The 17,754-nt window shown below is 69.9% G+C and carries 17 protein-coding genes; 9 read left to right on the forward strand and 8 right to left on the reverse strand.

Translation table 11 applies throughout. From position 1 onward, the window contains the following. Positions 1 to 8 precede the first annotated feature (8 nt). The gene (locus OO71_RS17740; protein ID WP_033290928.1) at positions 9 to 494 is read left to right on the forward strand and encodes a GbsR/MarR family transcriptional regulator; all 486 of its coding nucleotides are present in this window, start codon (positions 9 to 11) and stop codon (positions 492 to 494) included. Here the strand turns inward: OO71_RS17740 and OO71_RS17745 are convergent. Then, positions 445 to 1,032, reverse strand: coding sequence for a TetR/AcrR family transcriptional regulator (locus OO71_RS17745; protein WP_033290929.1), 588 nt, complete (start codon positions 1,030 to 1,032; stop codon positions 445 to 447). The two genes, OO71_RS17740 and OO71_RS17745, sit on opposite strands and share 50 nt — an antisense overlap. A gap of 99 nt (positions 1,033 to 1,131) precedes the next feature. Between OO71_RS17745 and OO71_RS17750 the strand changes: the two genes are divergently transcribed. The 6 genes from OO71_RS17750 (at position 1,132) to OO71_RS17770 (ending at position 8,404) form a co-directional block, all read left to right on the forward strand. After that, entirely contained in the window at positions 1,132 to 1,758 is a 627-nt protein-coding gene (locus OO71_RS17750; protein ID WP_033290930.1) for an NAD(P)-dependent oxidoreductase, read from the forward strand. Positions 1,759 to 2,687: 929 nt separating this feature from the next. After that, positions 2,688 to 3,437 (forward strand): SGNH/GDSL hydrolase family protein, encoded by a 750-nt coding sequence (locus OO71_RS17755; RefSeq protein WP_033290931.1) that lies wholly within the window; start codon positions 2,688 to 2,690, stop codon positions 3,435 to 3,437. Positions 3,438 to 3,538: 101 nt separating this feature from the next. Beyond that, positions 3,539 to 3,682, forward strand: coding sequence for a hypothetical protein (locus OO71_RS50160; protein WP_156096363.1), 144 nt, complete (start codon positions 3,539 to 3,541; stop codon positions 3,680 to 3,682). Positions 3,683 to 4,680: 998 nt separating this feature from the next. Further along, positions 4,681 to 5,286, forward strand: coding sequence for an RNA polymerase sigma factor (locus OO71_RS17760; RefSeq protein ID WP_033290932.1), 606 nt, complete (start codon positions 4,681 to 4,683; stop codon positions 5,284 to 5,286). A gap of 47 nt (positions 5,287 to 5,333) precedes the next feature. After that, complete coding sequence (locus tag OO71_RS17765) at positions 5,334 to 5,759, forward strand: carboxypeptidase regulatory-like domain-containing protein (RefSeq protein WP_156096414.1); 426 nt, start codon at positions 5,334 to 5,336, stop codon at positions 5,757 to 5,759. Between the two features lie 176 nt (positions 5,760 to 5,935). Next, on the forward strand, positions 5,936 to 8,404 hold the full coding sequence (locus tag OO71_RS17770) for a CHAT domain-containing protein (protein WP_084145051.1): 2,469 nt from the start codon (positions 5,936 to 5,938) through the stop codon (positions 8,402 to 8,404). An 82-nt stretch (positions 8,405 to 8,486) separates the two neighbouring features. On the opposite strand, the gene OO71_RS17775 is transcribed toward OO71_RS17770, so the two are convergent. Both OO71_RS17775 and OO71_RS17780 read right to left on the reverse strand, forming a co-directional pair. Then, positions 8,487 to 9,251, reverse strand: coding sequence for a polysaccharide deacetylase family protein (locus tag OO71_RS17775; RefSeq protein ID WP_033290935.1), 765 nt, complete (start codon positions 9,249 to 9,251; stop codon positions 8,487 to 8,489). Between the two features lie 84 nt (positions 9,252 to 9,335). Beyond that, positions 9,336 to 9,782 (reverse strand): SRPBCC family protein, encoded by a 447-nt coding sequence (locus OO71_RS17780; protein WP_033290936.1) that lies wholly within the window; start codon positions 9,780 to 9,782, stop codon positions 9,336 to 9,338. A 52-nt stretch (positions 9,783 to 9,834) separates the two neighbouring features. On the opposite strand from OO71_RS17780, the gene OO71_RS17785 reads away from it, so the two are divergent. Continuing rightward, the gene (locus OO71_RS17785; protein WP_033290937.1) at positions 9,835 to 11,793 is read left to right on the forward strand and encodes an FUSC family protein; all 1,959 of its coding nucleotides are present in this window, start codon (positions 9,835 to 9,837) and stop codon (positions 11,791 to 11,793) included. A gap of 122 nt (positions 11,794 to 11,915) precedes the next feature. On the opposite strand, the gene OO71_RS53355 is transcribed toward OO71_RS17785, so the two are convergent. The 4 genes from OO71_RS53355 to OO71_RS17805 form a co-directional block, all read right to left on the reverse strand. Next, positions 11,916 to 12,251, reverse strand: a complete 336-nt coding sequence (locus OO71_RS53355) for an antitoxin (protein WP_033290938.1) — start codon at positions 12,249 to 12,251, stop codon at positions 11,916 to 11,918. Between the two features lie 66 nt (positions 12,252 to 12,317). After that, the gene (locus OO71_RS17795) at positions 12,318 to 13,286 is read right to left on the reverse strand and encodes a prephenate dehydrogenase (protein ID WP_281178434.1); all 969 of its coding nucleotides are present in this window, start codon (positions 13,284 to 13,286) and stop codon (positions 12,318 to 12,320) included. 29 nt (positions 13,287 to 13,315) lie between these two features. Then, a complete protein-coding gene (locus OO71_RS17800) occupies positions 13,316 to 15,322 on the reverse strand; it encodes an NADPH-dependent 2,4-dienoyl-CoA reductase (protein ID WP_033290940.1) in 2,007 nt (668 codons plus the stop codon). Further along, positions 15,319 to 15,867, reverse strand: coding sequence for a PadR family transcriptional regulator (locus OO71_RS17805; RefSeq protein ID WP_033290941.1), 549 nt, complete (start codon positions 15,865 to 15,867; stop codon positions 15,319 to 15,321). The genes OO71_RS17800 and OO71_RS17805 overlap by 4 nt, the downstream gene beginning before the upstream one ends. A gap of 112 nt (positions 15,868 to 15,979) precedes the next feature. Between OO71_RS17805 and OO71_RS17810 the strand changes: the two genes are divergently transcribed. Beyond that, the gene (locus OO71_RS17810; protein WP_033290942.1) at positions 15,980 to 16,909 is read left to right on the forward strand and encodes a patatin-like phospholipase family protein; all 930 of its coding nucleotides are present in this window, start codon (positions 15,980 to 15,982) and stop codon (positions 16,907 to 16,909) included. Here OO71_RS17810 and OO71_RS17815 read toward each other — a convergent pair. Further along, positions 16,873 to 17,748: an SAM-dependent methyltransferase gene (locus OO71_RS17815; protein WP_033290943.1), complete on the reverse strand. Its 876-nt coding sequence runs from the start codon at positions 17,746 to 17,748 to the stop codon at positions 16,873 to 16,875. The genes OO71_RS17810 and OO71_RS17815 overlap by 37 nt on opposite strands. Positions 17,749 to 17,754 lie beyond the last annotated feature (6 nt).

Below are 17,754 nucleotides of genomic sequence, written 5' to 3' on the forward strand. Positions count from 1 at the left end.
ATGGACGGATGACGACGCCTGAGACGAAACGTGACGAGGACGCCGTCCGCCGATATGTCGAAAGCCTTGCCCTCGTGCTGACCCAGATCGGCATGCAGCGCATGGCTGCGCGGGTGTTTGCGGCGCTGATGACGACCGACGAGGGGCAGCTGACGGCGGCCGAGCTGGCGGACAGCCTGTCGGTGAGCCCGGCCGCGATCTCCGGTGCCGTGCGGTACCTCGAGCAGGTGGGGATGGTCACGAAGGTCCGCGAACCCGGTGAGCGCCGGGACCACTACCGGCTCTACGACGACCTCTGGTACGCCACGTTCCTCAAACGCGACCGCTTCCTGATCATGTGGCGGGACGCGGCCACCGAGGGCATCGAAGCACTCGGTCCCGACTCGCCGTCCGGGAAGCGGCTTGCCGAGATGAAGGACTTCCTCGGGTTCGTGCTGAAGGAGATCAACGGTCTGTACGACCGCTGGCATCAGCAGCGGGAAAAATCGTCGTGACCAGCCGGTGCACCAGGTCGGAGCGGGGTGGCCGCTCCTCGAAGGTCGCGAAGAACGCCTCCTGGAAACACGCGCCGAGCAGGAGCCGGGCGACCGCGTCGACGTCGGTGTCCCGCGGAATCCGGCCGAGCTCGGCCTCGGCGGCGAGGTAGCCCGCGACGCGCGCGACGGGGACGTCCGGGCCGTGGCCGAGGCTCTCGCGGTGGCTGCGGAGGAGCTCTTTCGAGGAGAAAATCGAGACCGAGATGGGGAAACTCGCGCGGTAGAAGGCCAGCGCGGTCTCGGTGAGCTCGGTGAGGTTGTCGGCGAGCGTCTTGTCGGCGGCGGTTTCGGTGAGCCGTTGCGTGGTGGCGATCAGGTCGGGTAGCTGTTCCTTCAGTACGGCGAGGAAGAGCGCGGTCTTGTCGCGGAAATGCTTGTACAGCAAGGCTTCCGAGTACCCGGCTGTCCGCGCGATCGCCTTGGTCGTCGCACGCGCGTACCCCTGCTCCCGCATCACCGCCGCCGCCGCGGCGACGATCTCCTCGCGGCTACCCATTCTGTTCGCTCTCCTGAGGGTCTTCTCAGTGGGGTGAGTGTTCACTTACCCTACCTGGTGAGTGAACACTCACCCCTGCTTTTGGGAGGTCGTTTCCCGATGAAGATCACCGTCCTTGGCGCGAGCGGCCGAATCGGCGGCCTGGCCGTACAGGAAGCTCTGACCCGCGACTGGCACGTAACCGCCGTAGTCCGCGACCCTTCGCGGTTGACGGTCCCTGCGCATCCCCAGCTGGAGGTCGCAGTTCACTCGTTGGGTGATCCGGACCTGGCCGATGCCCTGATCGGCCGTGACGCTGTGCTCCTGGCCCTGGGTCCAGCCGACCGCAACCCGACGACTGTCAACACCGACGCCACCCGCGCTGTTGTCGAGGCCTTGCGGGGCTCGTCGACCAGGTTTGTGGTGGTGAGCGCCGGAGGCCTGCCCGCGGACGGGGACAGTGTGTTGATGCGTTTTCTGGTGAAGCCGTTGTTGGGTGCAGTGCTGCGGAACAGCTATGCGGACCTGCTCTCGATGGAGTCGGTCCTCCATGGGGAGCCCGAGGTGCGCTGGACGATCGTCTGCCCACCGAGACTGACGAACACTCCCGGGCGAGGCCAGGTACGCACGAGTTTGGCGGGCAATGTGCGCGGTGGTTCGCAAATCGCGCGCGCGGACGTGGCGAGGTATCTGGTGGACGCATCGGTGGACGACGGTTTGGTGGGGAGAAAGGTGTGGATCGCTTAGGTCGCTTGTCTGCTTGGGGTTTTTGTGAGTGCCATTTTGTCTGCAACTGCCGACACTCTGGGCGCGATGGGTGGGGCCTGAACGCCACGACTGAGTGATCTCCGGCTCGCGTCCACTGGGCATCTGGGGCTTTCAGAGACCGCTGCCTCCATTGGTCCCAATAGCCACACCCGTCCGAACACCTGCGGACGCTGGCAACCCGCCACGGTGTTGCGAGTGCTGGTGTCGGGCCGCTCAGCGGGGTACGCGGTGTCTGCAGCTGCAGACACCGCCGCGGCTGGTTGGTGCCTATCTGCTCTGGCGCAGCCGTTGGTCGCCATGTCCGCTTTGCCGCGTGGCGTCTGCGTTCGCTCCGGACTAGCCCCTGCCCCGGCTGCGGCGCGGTTGCCCGGTGTCTGGTTCTGTGTCGCTTCGGCTGCGTTTCCCTCCGGATTGGCCGTTTGTCGCCACCTTCGGCGCCGTTGCCCTGGTATCTGGTCCGCTTCTCTCGGTCCGGCCGCTGCCGTCACCTCGGGCGCGGCCGCCCATACCGAATTGGCTCTGCCCTGCTTCGCCGCCTTCGGTGCAGCTGCCTGATTGTTGCCGCCGTCCGCGCGGCAGCCTGATTGTTGCGGCCTTCCGTGCGGCTGCCTGATTCGTTGCGTCAACCTGGCTGTTGCCGTCACCTGCGACTTCCGGGGCACAGTTCGCTTTTGTCGTGCCCCCGCCTTTGGCTCGTGGCTGCCCAGCGCCTATCCGTTCCGCTCCCGGGTTAGCCGCTGCCCCGCCGCCGGTACAACCAGCCCGACCCTCCTCCCCGCTCGGCCTTCCCCTCGCCCATCGGCTGTCTGCAACTGCCGACAACCCCAGAGTTGTCCACAACTCCAGCTCCCTGTGGACAACTCCCTCGATCGCCAGGATTTGTCGGTGCCCGTCGCTAGTGTCGGGGCATGGCTGTTTTCCGGTTTTTCCTCCTCTTCCTGCTGGCTCCCGTGCTGGTCGTGCAGGCGGTCCGGGTCCGGCGGGCGACTCCGCGGCTTCCCGGGGCCGCCGGGCCGACCGAGGGCACTGTCGGCACGGGCGGGCAGTTGCGGCTGACCGTGATCGGTGAGTCCACTGTGGACGGTGTCGGCGCGGGCACCCACGCCGAGGCACTCACCGGGCAGCTCGCGACAGTCCTCGCGGGAAAACAGCCCGGCCGGGAGGTGCGGTGGCAGGCGCTCGGTACCACCGGCGCGTCGGCGCGGGATGTGCTGCACGAGCTCGTCCCGCGAATACGGCCGCCCGACGTGGTGGTCGTCGTCCTCGGGGTCAACGACACCCTCGAGCTGCACTCCGCCGCCCGCTACCGGCGGAATCTGCTGGCGATCGTCGTCGAGGTGCAGCGGCGGGTCGGGCAGGTCCCGATTCTGCTGGCGGGGGTGCCGCCGCTCGGGAGCTTTCCGTCGTTGCCGAGGCCGTTGCGGGATGTCCTGGGCGCCCGCGCCGCCGCGCTCGACCGGGCCGCGCGCACGCTCACCCGGCTGCCGAGGGTCACGCACGTCCCGCTCGTGCCCGGGCTGCTGCACGACGGCATGTTCGCGAGCGATGGGTTCCATCCCGGCCCGGCCGGTTACCGGGAGTGGGCCGCCGCGTTGGCGGAGGGCTTACCGGCCGTCACGGACCGTCGGCATCCGGGGGAGGTGGGGCTGACTTCCTGACCAGCGGATTCGAAAAACTCCCAAAAACTTCTGCGCTCCGTGTATCTGGGTGCACCCTGGTTGCGTCCTATGGGGCGAACCGAGGGAAAGGGAGATCCAAGATGCCTGCCGAAGAGAAGGAAGAGCGTAAGCCGGGTAGCACCATCCCGCCGGTCAGCACGGGCTCCGCGCCGCACGTGCCAGGCGGAGGCGCCCAGCCCGACGGCAACCACGAGCCCTTCGACGACCCTGCCACGAAGAAGTAGCCAAGACGGGCGGTGCCCGGGAGCCGAGGGGGCTGCCGGACGCCGTCGGCCGGGCGGGTTCGGGGAGGGAGCCGTCCGGCTGGGCCTGAAGGGGAGCAGGCCCAAGAGGGGGAGGGGAGTATCGGTCGGCGCGGGCACACCACTCGCGCCGACCGGTGCGCACCCACCCCCACCGGCACTCGGTGAGCTGACCGGCCCCAGGGTCGATCAGCTCACCGGGGCAACCGGCGACGTACTTGGCAACGGCGATGTGCCGGGGGCGGTCGGCGTGCCTGGTGACTGGCGGCCTGCTTGGCGACCGGCGACCGGTGGTGTGTTTGGCGACGGCGGCGTGCCCGGGCGGTCGGCTGCTTGGTGACTGGCGGCGTGCCCGGCGACGGCGGCGTGCTTGGTGACTGGCGGTATGCCGGGGGCGGTCGGCGCTCCTGGTGACCGACGCTGTGCCTGGCGACCGTGACATACCGGCGCGAGTAGGCGCTGCCTGGTCCGGACTGGACCCGATCGGGTGCACTTTGACCCGCCCGGGCTGGTCAGGTCTCGCCTGCCTGGTCTTGGCCACGTCGGTGGACTTTGTCCTGGTCGAGCGGCTCTGGCCAGACGAGCGGACCGGCCGGTGGGTTCGTCGGGGGCTCACCGGAGATCCGGCACGGGCGCCCGGCGAAACGTCGGTGCGTCGTCGGCGGCTGAGCAAAGAGCAGCCCCCGTCGGTTGTCAAGAAGTAACTCACCCAGCGAAGACAGAGATCGATGTATCCCAGCGCTCCTTGCCTGCTCCTCAACAGCGACAACACCACTAACAAGACAACCAACAACAGGGCAGACCCCCTGCCCCCAGGCACCCTCGTCCGCTCCACTCGAAGACCACCCACCGCCCCGGGGATTCACGCTCCATCCGGGACTCGACCGCAGACCTGGCACGTGACGGCGGCACCCGCGGTGCCGACACGGACCGGGGGTCTGCCGCCCATGTCAACCCACCTCCGGAGTGAGGCAGCTACGGTGACCGACGTGCACACCACCGAGGTAGACCCGCCATGGGAAGGCCTGACCGGCGCCGACCTGCATGCCGCCTGTATGGCTGCGGCGCGGGACGGGGACCGGCGCGCCATGGCGAGACTCGTCGACGAGCTCACGCCACTCGTGTGGCACGTCGCGCGCGCGAACGGGCTTGACCGGCAGGTCGCCGAGGACGTGGTGCAGACGGTGTGGCTCGCCCTCTTCAGTCAGCTCGCGAAGCTGCGCGACCCGCGCGCGCTCGCTGCCTGGCTCATCACCACCACGCGCCGCGAGGCGACCCGGCCTTACGGGCGGCGGACGCAACCCGTCCCGCTCAGTGACGAGGTCGCTGCCACACTCGAGAGCACCCAGCCTGCACCTGAGGAGGAAGCCGTCCGCGCGGACCGGGATCGACGGGTCTGGCGCGCCTTCCTCCGGTTGCCTGCCCGCTGCCAGGAGTTGCTGCGGCTCACCGTCCTCGCCGGGCGGGCCGAGTACCGCGCGGTTGCCGAGGCCATGCAGATGCCGCGCGGCAGCGTCGGGCCCACCCGGGGCCGCTGCCTCGACTCGATGCGCGATCTGCTCGCAGGAGAAGGGGGTGGCCGGTGAGCGACCACAAGGGACACGGCCAAGCACTGCCGGACGACGAGACGCTCATGGCGGATCTCGGCCGCTTCCTCGACGAGCTCGACCCGCCACCGGAAGATCTGGTGCAGCGGGTCCAGTTCGCGCTCGAGCTCGAGAACCTCGACGTCGAGGTCGCGCGCTGGGAACGGCTCGACGAGCTGGCCGGCGTCCGCAGCACGGCCACCGGCACCATCACGTTCACCGTCAGCGACCTGACCGTGATGATCAACCTGACCAAGATCGGGAAGGTGCACCGGATCGACGGCTGGCTCGCGCCCGCGGGTGAGTATGAGGTCGAGGTCCGGGTGGCCGACGAGGGCACGTTCGCGACGACCACCGACGAGGGCGGCCGGTTCGTGCTCGACCGGGTGCCCTGCGGGACCACGCAGATCCTCGTGCACCTCGGGTCGGGCCCGCACCGCCGCACCGTCGTCACGCCCACCGTCGTGCTCTGAGAAACCCGGACGGACGTTATGGAGAGTGGCGGAGGTGTGCTCCCATAGAGTCCGTGTCCGCGCCGCCTGTCCGAGATCGGTTGATCGCGGCGGCGGCCGATCTGTACGTGCGCGGTCGTGCGGCCGCGTTCGACCAGCGGCCCGGCGCCGCCGTGCGGTCGTTCCGCAGTGCGCTCATGCGGCTGGAGCGCGTCGCCGAACCCACTGACGAGCACCGGGAACTGCAGGTCCGCGTGCTGGTGAGCCTCGGCGCGGCCGAAGCGGAGGTCACGTCCACCGAGGCCGGGCTCGCGCATCTCGCGACCGCGAAACGGATTCGCGACCAGCTTCCGGAGAACCACGCGGTCCGCGAGCTGGGGCTGCTGGTCACGGTCCAGCGCGCCGTGGTGCTGATGCGGGCAGGCCGGTTCGCGGAGTCGCTGGCGGTGCACGACGCCGTGGTACCCGGGATCGAGGCCGAGTTCGACGACGAGCGCCTCGCCCTCGTCCGCACCCTCAACAACCGCGCCCTCGTGCACATGGCGCTCAACCAGCCGGACGCCGCGCAGGCCGATCTGGAGCGCGCGCTCCTGCTCGCGCGGGAAAACGGGCATACCCGGCTCGAGGGCAAAATCCGGCAGAACCTCGGCGACCACGCGCAGCTCGTCGGCGACGTCCCGCTGGCCTTGTCCAGTTACGAGCAGGCGGCCCGCATTCTCGTCACCGAATCGCCAGGTTCACTGCCGCTGATCCGGCTGGACCAGGCCCGCGCGCTGCTCACCGCCGGTCTCGCCGACGAGGCCGCGCGGCACCTCGACGAGGCATTGCCGGAACTGCGCGCCGACGGTTCCGGACAGAACATCGCCGAAGCCGAGGTCGCCCGTGCTGCGGCGGCGTTGCTGGAAGGCGACTTCGCGCTGGCGCGGAAGTTCGCGTCCGATGCGCGGCGCCGCTTCCTCCGCCGTGGCAACCGGACCTGGGCCGAGATCGCCGGTCTCTCGCGGCTTCGCGCCGAAGCGCAGCAGGTGCTGTCCACTCCCGGCGGACGGTCCACCTCGCGCTTGCCCGCCGAACTCGTCGCGCTCGCCGAGCGGCTGGGCGCGCTGGGTTTGCGGGACGAGGCCGCGGTCGCCCGGCTGTTCGCCGTCCGATTGCTGATCCGCCGAACCGAAATCGCCGAGGCGACGCTCGTTTTCACGCACGTACCCGGCCCGCGCGCGACCACGCCGATCGACCACCGGATGCTGTTCCGGCTGTGCCGCGCGGAGCTGGCGGTCGCCGAGGACCGGCCGCGGGCGGCGCTCGCACAGGCCCGCGCCGGGCTGCGGGAGCTCGGCACGATCCGCGACCGCATGGGCGGCCTCGACCTGGTGTGCGGCACGGCCGTGCACGGCGAGGAACTCGGTCGCCTGGCAATGCGGCTCGTGCTGCGACGCGCGCGGCGTAATGCAGCAGGCGCACGGCGGATGTTCGCCTGGCTGGAGCGCACGCGCGCGCAGGTCTACCGGTACGAACCGCTGCCGGTGATCGAGGATCCCGTGCTGGCCAAGCACATCAACGAAATGCGGCACGTACAGCGCACCATCCAGCGTGCTCGGCTCGAGGGCGAGCCGGTGAAGGCGTTGGAGCAGCGGTACACCGCGCTGCAGCGCGAGGCGAGCCGGCTCGGCTGGTACACGAGCCAGTGGGGTCGCCCGCGTCCGGTCGCGACGCCGGACGAGGTCGTCGCCGCCCTCGGGGACCGCGTGCTGGTGAGCCTGGTGCCGTACAACAGCCAGCTGTACTCGCTGGTCGTTGACCGTGGCACGTTCCGGCTGCTGAAGCTGGGTCCGCTGGACGACATCGTCGAGACCGCCACCCAGCTCCACGCCGACCTCGACGCCCTTGCGCCGGACCACCTGCCGCCGATGCTCGCCGACACGGTGTCGGCGTCCGCACGCCGCCGTGCCGACAAGCTCGACGCGCTGATTTCCGCATCCCTGGTCAAAACTCTCGACGACCGCGAGCTGGTGATCGTCCCGATCGGACAGCTGTACGCGATGCCGTGGGGCGCGTTGCCGTCGCTGCGCGGGCATCCGGTGTCGATCGCGCCGTCGGCCACCGCGTGGATCACGGCGAAACGTCCGGCGGAGGACGGTCCGGTGCTGCTGGCCGGCGGCCCCGGCGTGCCCGGCGCGGTCGGCGAGGTGAGCAAGCTGCGCTCGGTGTACCCGGACGCGCAGCTGGTCGAAGGCGACGACGCCACCAGCTCCACCGTCCTGACCGCACTCGACGGCACCCGTCTCGCGCACCTCGTCGCACACGGCGCGCATGAGCCGGCGAACGCGCTGTTCTCGCGCGTCGAACTCGTCGACGGTCCGCTGTTCGCCCACGAAACCACCCGGCTCGCGAACCCGCCGGAACGCGTGGTGCTGGCCGCCTGCGAACTCGCGATGAGCCACATCCGGCCGGGCGAGGAAGCGCTGGGCTTCGCCGGAACGCTCCTGGCGAGCGGCTCGCGGACGGTGATCGGCGCGGTCGCGCGCGTCGGCGACCGGGCCGCCGCGGACACGATGGCCGACCTGCACCGCCGGCTCGCCGAGGGCACGTCACCCGCGCTGGCGCTCGCGGAGGCCATCGCAGTGGACCCGATGCGGCGACCGTTCGTCTGCCTCGGCGCGGGCTGACCTCAGCCCATGCTGAGCTCGGCCCAGGCTGACCTCGGCCCAAGTTGAGCTCGACCCATACTGACCTCGACCAACGCCGAGCTCAGCCCAGGAAATCCGCCAGCGGCACCGGGGTCAGGCCGTCCTTTTTGGCCTGTGCGATGAACGCCTCGTAGTCTTCCTTGAACGTCTTGCGGAAGTGCATCAGCACGATGTCGCCGGGACGGAGGCGGTCGCCGCTCTGGAACTGGACGTGTCCGTCGTTCACCGCGGCGCTCCACAGCACCGCTACGCGCATTCCGCACAACGCCGCGGCTTTCAGGGTGTTTTCGTCATAGATCCCGAATGGCGGGCGGAACAACGTGGGCCGCACGCCGAGGGATTGCTGGTAAGCGTCCGCGTTGTCGCAGATTTCCTTTTGCTGGAAGGCCAGCGGTTTGCCCTTGAGGTTCGGGTGGTTCACCGTGTGGTCACCGAGCACGGATCCGGTCGACTCCAGGATCGCCTTGAAATACGCTTCGTGTCCCTTCACGTACCGATTGTTGAGGAACAGCACCGGATGTCCGCCGGACTGCTGGATCAGGCTCTGCGCGGCGGGGTCCCGGACCGCGCCGTCGTCCATCGTGATGAACACGTACGGCTTGTCGGTGTGGATGCGGCGGACCACGCCGACCTTGCCGTCCTTGATCTCGGGTGCCTTCTGCTGCACGGTGCCGAACGGGTACGGCGCATTCGGGGCAGGCGGTTTTACCGCCCCTGGCGCGGGATTCGGCTGCCCCGGCGGCTCGCTCGACGGCGGGGGCGGGCTCGAACACGCGCTCAACGCGAGCAGTGCCGCCAGTACCCCCACGAGCAAGCGCTTCGCCATGCTGCGTCCTCTCCCTCGGGTCCTCCCCGGAGAAAGACGTCTGTACCCCCGGTTTCGTTTACCGTTGTGGCACAGCGCACCGAGTCAGCGCCCGTTGTCGGCCGCTTTGACCAATTGTGCAGCCAAAAACCGGATGACCGTGCGCAACACGACGAGCGCCACCGGACCGGATCCGGGGAAACGCTCGGAAAAACTGCCCGTCCATCGCAAGTCGGTGCCGCCTTGTGCGTTGGGCGTGAAAGAAACTTCCGCGCGGTAGTCGCGAACGGGCGCGAGGCCGTCGAAGGTGTACACGTGCCGCCGGTCGGGTTCGTACTCCAGCGTCCGCTCCCGCGCGAGCACCGGCCACAGCCCGACCTCGCGGACCGCGCCCACCCGGCCGTCGTCACCCCGCTCCGCCCAGCGGGACTGCCACACCAGCGGACGCGCCCAGGTGGACCACCGCGATCCGTCGGTCTCCAGCCGGAACAGCACGGACGGCGCGGCCGTGCTCACCCCGTGCACCTCGAATGAGTACCTGCGATCCGGCATCGACGCTCCTTACCTGGGAACAGAGTGGATCTCGATACGACAAGATGGACCGGTGACCCGCTCCGACTTCGCCGCGCCGCACTGGCTGGTGCAACTGCTGCGTTCGAAACCGGTTCCCATTCCGTGGAACATGGTCGCTCGCGCGGTCGTCGCGCTGGCCACGCCACTCGCGGTCGCGTATGCAGCGGGCGACATCGCAGTGGGCGCGCTGATCTCCACCGGCGCGCTGCCGACCGTGCTGTCCGAAGCCGCCGGCACGTACCGCTATCGCGCGCGGCGGCTCGGCGGGGCCACGTTCGCCGCCGCAGCCGGGTACCTCGTCGGGTTGCTCACCGGCGGGATGCCGGAATGGTCGGTTCCGGCAATCGTGGTCGTGGCCGCGGTTTCCGCGCTGATCAGTGCCGCGGGCAGCAACGCTTCGGTGGCCGGGCTGCAGATGTTCGTATTTTGCGTACTCGGCACCGCGCAGCACGCGACCGGCGTGGGTACCGGTGCGCTGTTCGGGTACTTCTGCGCCGGCGCGGGCTGGGGCTTGCTGGTCGCGCTGGGGACCTGGACGGTCCGCGCGACGAGCCCCGAACGGACCGCCGTCGCGCAGGTCTACATCGAACTCGCGGCCATGCTCTCGGCCGAGGACGAACCGACGTCGCGCGTCGCCCGCCACCAGCTGACCACCGCGATGAGCACGGCGTACGACCGGCTGCTGATCGCGCGGTCCTGGCTGTCCGGCCGCGATGCCACGTACCGCCGGCTGCTGAACCGGCTGTCCGCGACGACACCGGCGGTCGAAGCGTCGGTGGCGATCGTCAACGCAGGACAGCGCGTGCCCGACGAGGTGATCGACTACCTGACGCGCGTCGCGGCTTCGGTGCTGGCAGGTCAGCCGTTGCCGTCCGCGCCCGAACCGCCGGACACGCCCGACGCCCTGATCGGCGCCCTCTACGCAGGTCTCGCGAGGATAGAAAAGGGGGACGACCGCAACCGCCGCGCGCGGGTTTCGCCGCTGCAGCGGGTGCGCGAGTGGGCGAGTTCGCTCGTTTCCGGACCGTTGACCTGGCTCGCCGCGCTGCGGTTGACGCTGTGCGTCGCGGTGGCGGAAGTGGTGGCGCTGCTGGTGCCGTTCGAACGGTCGTACTGGATCACGCTCACCGTCGGCGTGGTGCTGAAACCGGACTTCGGCTCGGTGTTCGGCCGCGCGGTGCTGCGCGGGATCGGCACGGTCGCCGGGGTCGGGATCGGTGCGGTGGTGCTGGCGTTCGGGGTGCGCGGCTGGGTGCTGGTGGTGCTGATCGCGGTGTTCGCGGGCGGCGCCGCGGTGGGGAAGGTCCGCAACTACGGCATGCTCGGCACCTTTGTGACGCCGCTGATCATCCTGCAGATGGATCTCGCGAACACGGGCAGCTGGACAGTGGTGCTGGCCCGGCTGGTCGACACCGTGATCGGGTGCGCGATCGTGCTCGTGATCGGCTATCTGCTGTGGCCGGGCTCGCGACGGCCGAAGGTCGGCGGACGGCTCGCGGACAGCTTCGACACGGTGGCCAAGTACGTCCGTGCGGCACTGGTGCTGACGTCGACCGGCGAGGCGCGGCTGGCCCGTTCGCGCGCCCGCCGCGGGGCGTACCGCGCGCTGGCCGACCTGCGGACGGCGTTCCAGCAGGTGATCGTGGAACCGTCGCCGGCCGGTCGGCTGGCCGTGGCGTGGTGGCCGGTGATCGCCGGGCTGGAACGCGTGACGGACGCGGTGACCGAGGTCAGCGTCACCATCGGCGAAGGCGCGCCCGCTCCCTCGCCCGCGGACATCGCGCTGCTCACGGACGCCTTGGCGGAGCTGGCCTCCGCGGTACGCGAGCAGCGCGACCCGGATTCGGTGCCGATGCCGGACAACCCGCGCCTCGCCGGGGTGGTGGATCAGCTCGGCTCGACGTACGACGCGGTCCGCGGCCCGGACCTGGTGGAACACACTCCGCTCCGGCTGGTGCGCCGGTTTCTGCCGTACCACCGACGCACCTGAACTCACGTCGCCCCACTGCCACATCGGGTGCGGGGGACGCTGCGAATGTGGCATTGGGTGCGTGAGGCGCAACGAATGCCACATTGGGTGCGTGGGATGCACCCAATGCCACATTGGGGTGCTTACTGCTTGCCCTCGGGAGCCGGGCCACCTTCAGGAGTCGGGCCACCCTCCGGAGCCGGTCCAGCCTCGGGAGCCGGGCCGCCCTCAGGAGCCGGGCCGCCCTCGGGAGCCGGGCCGCCTTCGTCGTGTTTGCCGCTCATCTTGCCCAGGAGGTCCTTCGCCTTCTCCACGCCGCCGTCGATCTGCGAGTCGTGGCCGCTGACCTTGGACTTCGCGAACTCCGCCGCCTTTTCGAGCCCGTGCTCGATCTTGCCGCTGTTCGCGCGCAGTGCGTCCGTCGCCTTGTCCTTGAGCTCGTCGGCCTTGCCCTTGAGCTCGTCGAAGTTGATGCCCATCGGTGCGCCTCCCCGTTTCCGGAATCGAGAGGCTTCAATCGTCACACACCAGGGCGGCCAGGCAAGTCAGGAAACCTCGCCGACCGCGACGCTGCCGTCCAGTCCGGTGATCCGGCCGCCGCGTTCGCCGAGTGCGATGAGGCCGTCGCGGGCGTCGGCGGCGGTCAGGTCGATGCGGACCCCCGAGCGCGCGGCGTCCCGGGCTGCCTCCAGTGCGAGCGCACCCTCGTGACCTGCGTTGATCGTCGCCGCCAGTCCGCCGGTGGACGCCAGCGACCCGCGGGCGGCGCCGAGGCGGCCGAGTGCGTCGTCGACGATCGGGAGGAGCGCGTCGCGGTTGCCTTCGGTCATGGCGCGCACCAGTTCCGCCGACGTGCCTGCCACGCGCGTGCCGTCCCGGTACGACCCCGCGGCCAGCGACATCGCCAATGGGCCGCCCTGCGCGCCGACAGCGGCCAAAATCGCCGCGAAGAGGTGTGGCAGGTGCGAAATCCGCGCGACCGTCTCGTCGTGCGAGTCCGCCGGTAGCGGCACCGCGACCGCGCCGACGTCCAGGACCAGTTGCGTCACCTCGCCCCACGCCGCGAGATCCGTGTCTTCCTCGACGCCGACGACCCACGCCGCGTCGCGGAACAGCGTCGCGTCACCGGCCAGCCAGCCGGAGTGCGCGGTGCCCGCCATCGGATGCCCGCCGACGTACCGCGTGTACGGCGCGCGCCGGCGCACCGCGTCGAGCATCGGCCCCTTCACACTGACCACGTCGGTGAGAACGCAGTGCGACGCGTGCTGCGCGACCAGCCGCAACAGGTTCTCCACCGCGGGCAGCGGCACCGCGACGACCACGATCGCGTCCGCCGACGCCGCGCGGTGCAGAGCCGCCTCGACGTCGGTGGTGACGTCGTAGCCGCTCCGGCTGGCCGCGTCAGCGTCCACTTCGGACACTGTGGCGCCCCACGCGGTCCTGCCGCTCGCCGCGACGGCCCGCAGCAACGACCCGCCGATGAGCCCGAGCCCGATCACGCATACGTCTCGCACGAGGCCATCCTGCCAGTGCGCGCAACCCACTACAGCACGGCGGCCAGCCGGGTGCCTTGGTCGATCGCCCGTTTGGCGTCCAGCTCGCGGGCTTCGTCGGCGCCGCCGATGACGTGTACCGGCGTTCGGCCCAGCGCACCGGCCAGGTCCCGCACCGATTCCTGCCCGGCACAGACCACCACCGTGTCCACCTCGAGCAGCCGCGGTTTCCCGTCGACGGTGACGTGCAGACCGGCGTCGTCGATGCGTTCGTAGGCAACGCCGTTGATCCGTTCGACGCCCTTGGCGCGCAAGGCCGCGCGGTGCACCCAGCCGGACGTCTTGCCGAGCCCGGCACCGATCGGCGATTTCTTGCGCTGCAGCAGGTAGACCTGGCGGGGCGACGGTTCCGGCCGCGGCGTCGCGAGCCCGCCGGGCGCAACCGCGGGATCGGTGACGCCCCATTCGGCCATCCACGCGTCCCGGTCGAGCGCGGGCGACGACGTATGCGTGAGGAATTCGCTGACGTCCACGCCGATCCCGCCCGCCCCGATCACCGCGACCCGGTTGCCGACCGGTTTCCCGCGCCGCACGACGTCCACGTAGGACAGTACTTTCGGATGGTCGATGCCCGGCAGTTCCGGCACGCGCGGCGTGACGCCGGTGGCCAGCACGACCTCGTCGAACCCGGTCAGGTCCGTGGCGGTCACGCGGGTGCCGAGGTGCAGTTTCACCCCGGTGACCTCCAGCCGGCGCGCGTAGTACCGGATGGTCTCGGCGAACTCCTCCTTACCCGGAATCCGCTGCGCAATCCCGAACTGGCCGCCGATTTCGTCGTCGGCCTCGAACAACTCGACACTGTGCCCGCGTTCGGCAAGGGCGGTCGCGGTGGCGAGCCCGGCCGGTCCGGCGCCGACGACGGCAATGTTCTTGGTCCGCCGGGTCGGCAGCAGCTGCAAGGTCGTCTCGTGTCCGGCTCGCGGATTCACCATGCAGGACACAGGTTTCCGGCCGAATGCGTGGTCGAGGCAGGCTTGGTTGCACGCAATACAGGTGTTGATCTCGTCCGCCCGGCCGGTTTCCGCCTTGCGGATCCAGTCCGGGTCGGCGAGCAGCGGACGCGCCATCGAGACCAGGTCGGCGTCGCCGTCGGCAAGTGCTTGCTCCGCGACGTGCGGCAGATTGATCCGGTTGGACGTCACCACCGGCACCGACACGTGCGGCTTGAGCTTCGCGGTGACCCAGGTGAACGCGCCGCGCGGCACGGACGTGACGATCGTCGGTACGCGGGCCTCGTGCCAGCCGATGCCGGTGTTGATGATCGTGGCTCCGGCCGCCTCGACCTCGCGGGCGAGCGCGACGACGTCGTCCCAGCTCTGGCCGCCTTCGACCAGGTCGAGCATCGAAAGCCGGTAGACGATGATGAAGTCCGGACCCACCTTTTCCCTGGTCCGCCGCACGATTTCGACGGCGAACCGGCGGCGCTTCTCCGCGCTGCCGCCCCACGCGTCGGTGCGCCGGTTGGTGCGCTCGGCGAGGAATTGGTTGATCAGGTAGCCCTCGGACCCCATGATTTCGACGCCGTCGTACCCGGCGTCGCGAGCCAGCGCGGCGCAGTCGGCGAACGCGCGGATGGTGCGATGCACGCCGTACGACGTGAGCGCGCGCGGCCGGAACGGGTTGATCGGTGCCTTGCGACTCGACGCGGACACGCTCAGCGGGTGGTACGCATAACGCCCGGCGTGCAGGATCTGCAGTGCGATCTTGCCGCCCTCGGCGTGGACCGCGTCGGTGAGCTGCCGGTGGTTTTTCGCCTCGGCGGGTGTGGACAGCTTGGACGCCAACGGAAGCAGCCAGCCGGTGCGGTTGGGCGCGAACCCGCCGGTGACGATCAGCCCGACGCCGCCGCGCGCGCGTTCGGCGTAGTACTCGGCCAGCTGCGGGAACCGGGATGCGCGGTCTTCCAGCCCGGTGTGCATCGAGCCCATCAGGACCCGGTTGCGCAACGTCGTGAAGCCGAGGTCGAGCGGGGACAGCAGGTTCGGGTACGGCGTCATCGGGCGTCCTTTCCGTCGTCGTGCAGGGCGGCGAGGATCTCTTCGAGCCACTCGACCTGGCCCTCCTCCATGCGGATTCCGCCGCGCAGCACGAGGTATTGGTGCAGTGGACGGCCGCGGAGCCGGTCCGGGGCGGGGAAGTCACGCTTCTCGATCTGCCGGTAGAGCTCGAGCCGCTCGGCGTGGGCGTCGCGGTGCCGGGCCATCTCCGCGGCGGCCGCGGCCGGGTCGCCGAACAACGCGCCCCGCAGCTTCACCGCCAGTTCTTGCACGCCGGCTTGCGGCGACGGTTCGGCCAGCCATCGCCGCAGTTCGGCTCGGCCCGGCGCGCTGACGGTGTAGACCTTCTTGTCCGGCCGCCCGTCCTGCGCGACCACGTTGACGGCGACCTGCCCGGCCTCCTCCATCCGCTTCAGCACGCGGTAAATCTGCTGGTGGGAGGCACTCCAGAAGAGCCCGATGGATCTCTCGAACCGGCGCGCGAGCTCGTAGCCCGTCCCGGACCGCTCGGACAGGGAGACGAGGATCGCGTGCTCCAGTGCCATGCCGGACAGTGTCATATGCAACTAGGTGCAGTGCAACTGGGTGCAACAGAGGTCACCCTGGGATGCGGCAAATCGGGTCGGCTTCGGCGGGGAAAGCGGTCAAGATGGAAGGGTGCACCCGGTTCTGGAACTGCTCACCGCGCGGATCGCGGAAGGCAGCACACCAGGTCAGCGCACAGATTCGCGGCGGCTCGCGCTCGCCGTCGAGGGCGGCAGCAGCCGGGGCACGTACTCCAGTGGCATGGTGCTCGCGCTCGACGAACTGGGCGCCACCGCCGCATTCGACGCCGTTTACGGCTCCTCGGCGGGCGCGCTCAACACCGCGTGGCTCCTGTGCGGGCGATCGCAGACGGGCGTGCGGACCTGGTGGAACCCCGCGGTGATGCGGCGGATCATCAACCCGCTGCACACCCTGCGCGGCCGCGCCGTGATCGACCTCGAATACCTCGTGCATCAGGTGTACTCGGTGCTGGAACCGATGGATTTCCCGGCGATCCTGGCGAATCCCGTCGAATTCCATCCGCTGGCCACCGACGCCGACACCGGTGAGTCGACAGATCTGCAGCCGTTCATCAACGACGTGGCCGGGATCAAGACCGCGCTCGCTGCGTCGTCGTGCATGCCGGTCCTCGCGGGGCCGCCGATCGCGATGGGTGGACGACGATTCGTGGACGCCGGGATCGCCGAGCCGCTGCCGTTTCGCACTGCGCTCGCCCAGGGCGCCACTGACGTGCTGGTGCTGCGTACGCGTCGCGAGGACGAGGTTCCGGCGCGCGTGCCGCGCGTACAGGACGTCGTCGTGCCGCGGTTCCTACGCCGCTACGCGCCAGGCACCATCACCGCCTGGCGCGAGCAGTACCAGCATGACCTGGAGGACGAGCGGCTGCTGCGGGAAGATGCGCGCCTGGCGAGCGTGCGGCCACCGGCCAGGGCGCCGGATGTCGGTGCGCTGGAACGGGATCCGGCCGTGCTCCGGCGCGCGGTGGAGCTGGGTCGGCAGGCCGTTTACGACGCGCTGGAAGGCCTGCGCAAGGCGTCCTGAGGCTTCCGGGCCACGCCGCCGATCACCCGGGATTCCGACGGCGAGTTCGCGAACAGCGTCTCGTCGTCCGGATGCCACGCCGGCGCGTACCCGAGACCTGGGGCCAGCAGCGGCCAGCCGCCGAAGAAGCGTTCGAACTCCGCTTTCGTGCGCAGGACACCTGGATTGGTGGTGGATTCGTAGTACTCGAGGAGATCCGCCAACGCTTGCCGCTCGTTGTCGTCCACCGGATTTTCGTTGGTCATCTGGGAAAGCACGAGCAGCGAGCCCGGCGCGGCCTGGTCGCGATAGTAACCGAGGACACCGTCCGGGTCCTGATCGTCCTTGATGAAATGCAGTACCGCGTTCACGATCAGCGCCACCGGCTGCCGCGCGTCGATCACCGGCGAATCGACGACCCGGTCCCACAACTGTTCCGGCTGAAGGAAATCCGCGGCGATCGCCTGATGCCGGGCTTCGTCGGCGGTGTCGGCGAGCAGCACCTGCGAATGCGCGAGCGCGACGGGCTCGTTGTCGAGATACAGCACGCGCACGTCGTGTTCGGGCCGTTCGGCGTCGGCGACCTCGTGCACGTTGCCCGCGGTGGGCAGCCCGGAGCCGATGTCGACGAACTGCCGGATACCCGCGCGCACGCTTTCCCGCACCGCCCGGCCGAGGAACTGCCTGCTGGTCCGGCAGTAGTCGCCCATCAGCGGCAGCCGGGCGCGGACCTTCTCGGCAAACGCGCGGTCGATCGCGTAGTTCGTGGTGCCACCGATGAAGTAGTCGTAAATGCGGGCCGCCGACGGCCGGTCGAGACTGGCTTCCACCGCGCGCAACGCTTCGTCATGAGTGCCCATCGCGGT

The sequence above is a fragment of the Amycolatopsis jejuensis genome (assembly GCF_000717335.1).
Taxonomy (GTDB): domain Bacteria; phylum Actinomycetota; class Actinomycetes; order Mycobacteriales; family Pseudonocardiaceae; genus Amycolatopsis; species Amycolatopsis jejuensis.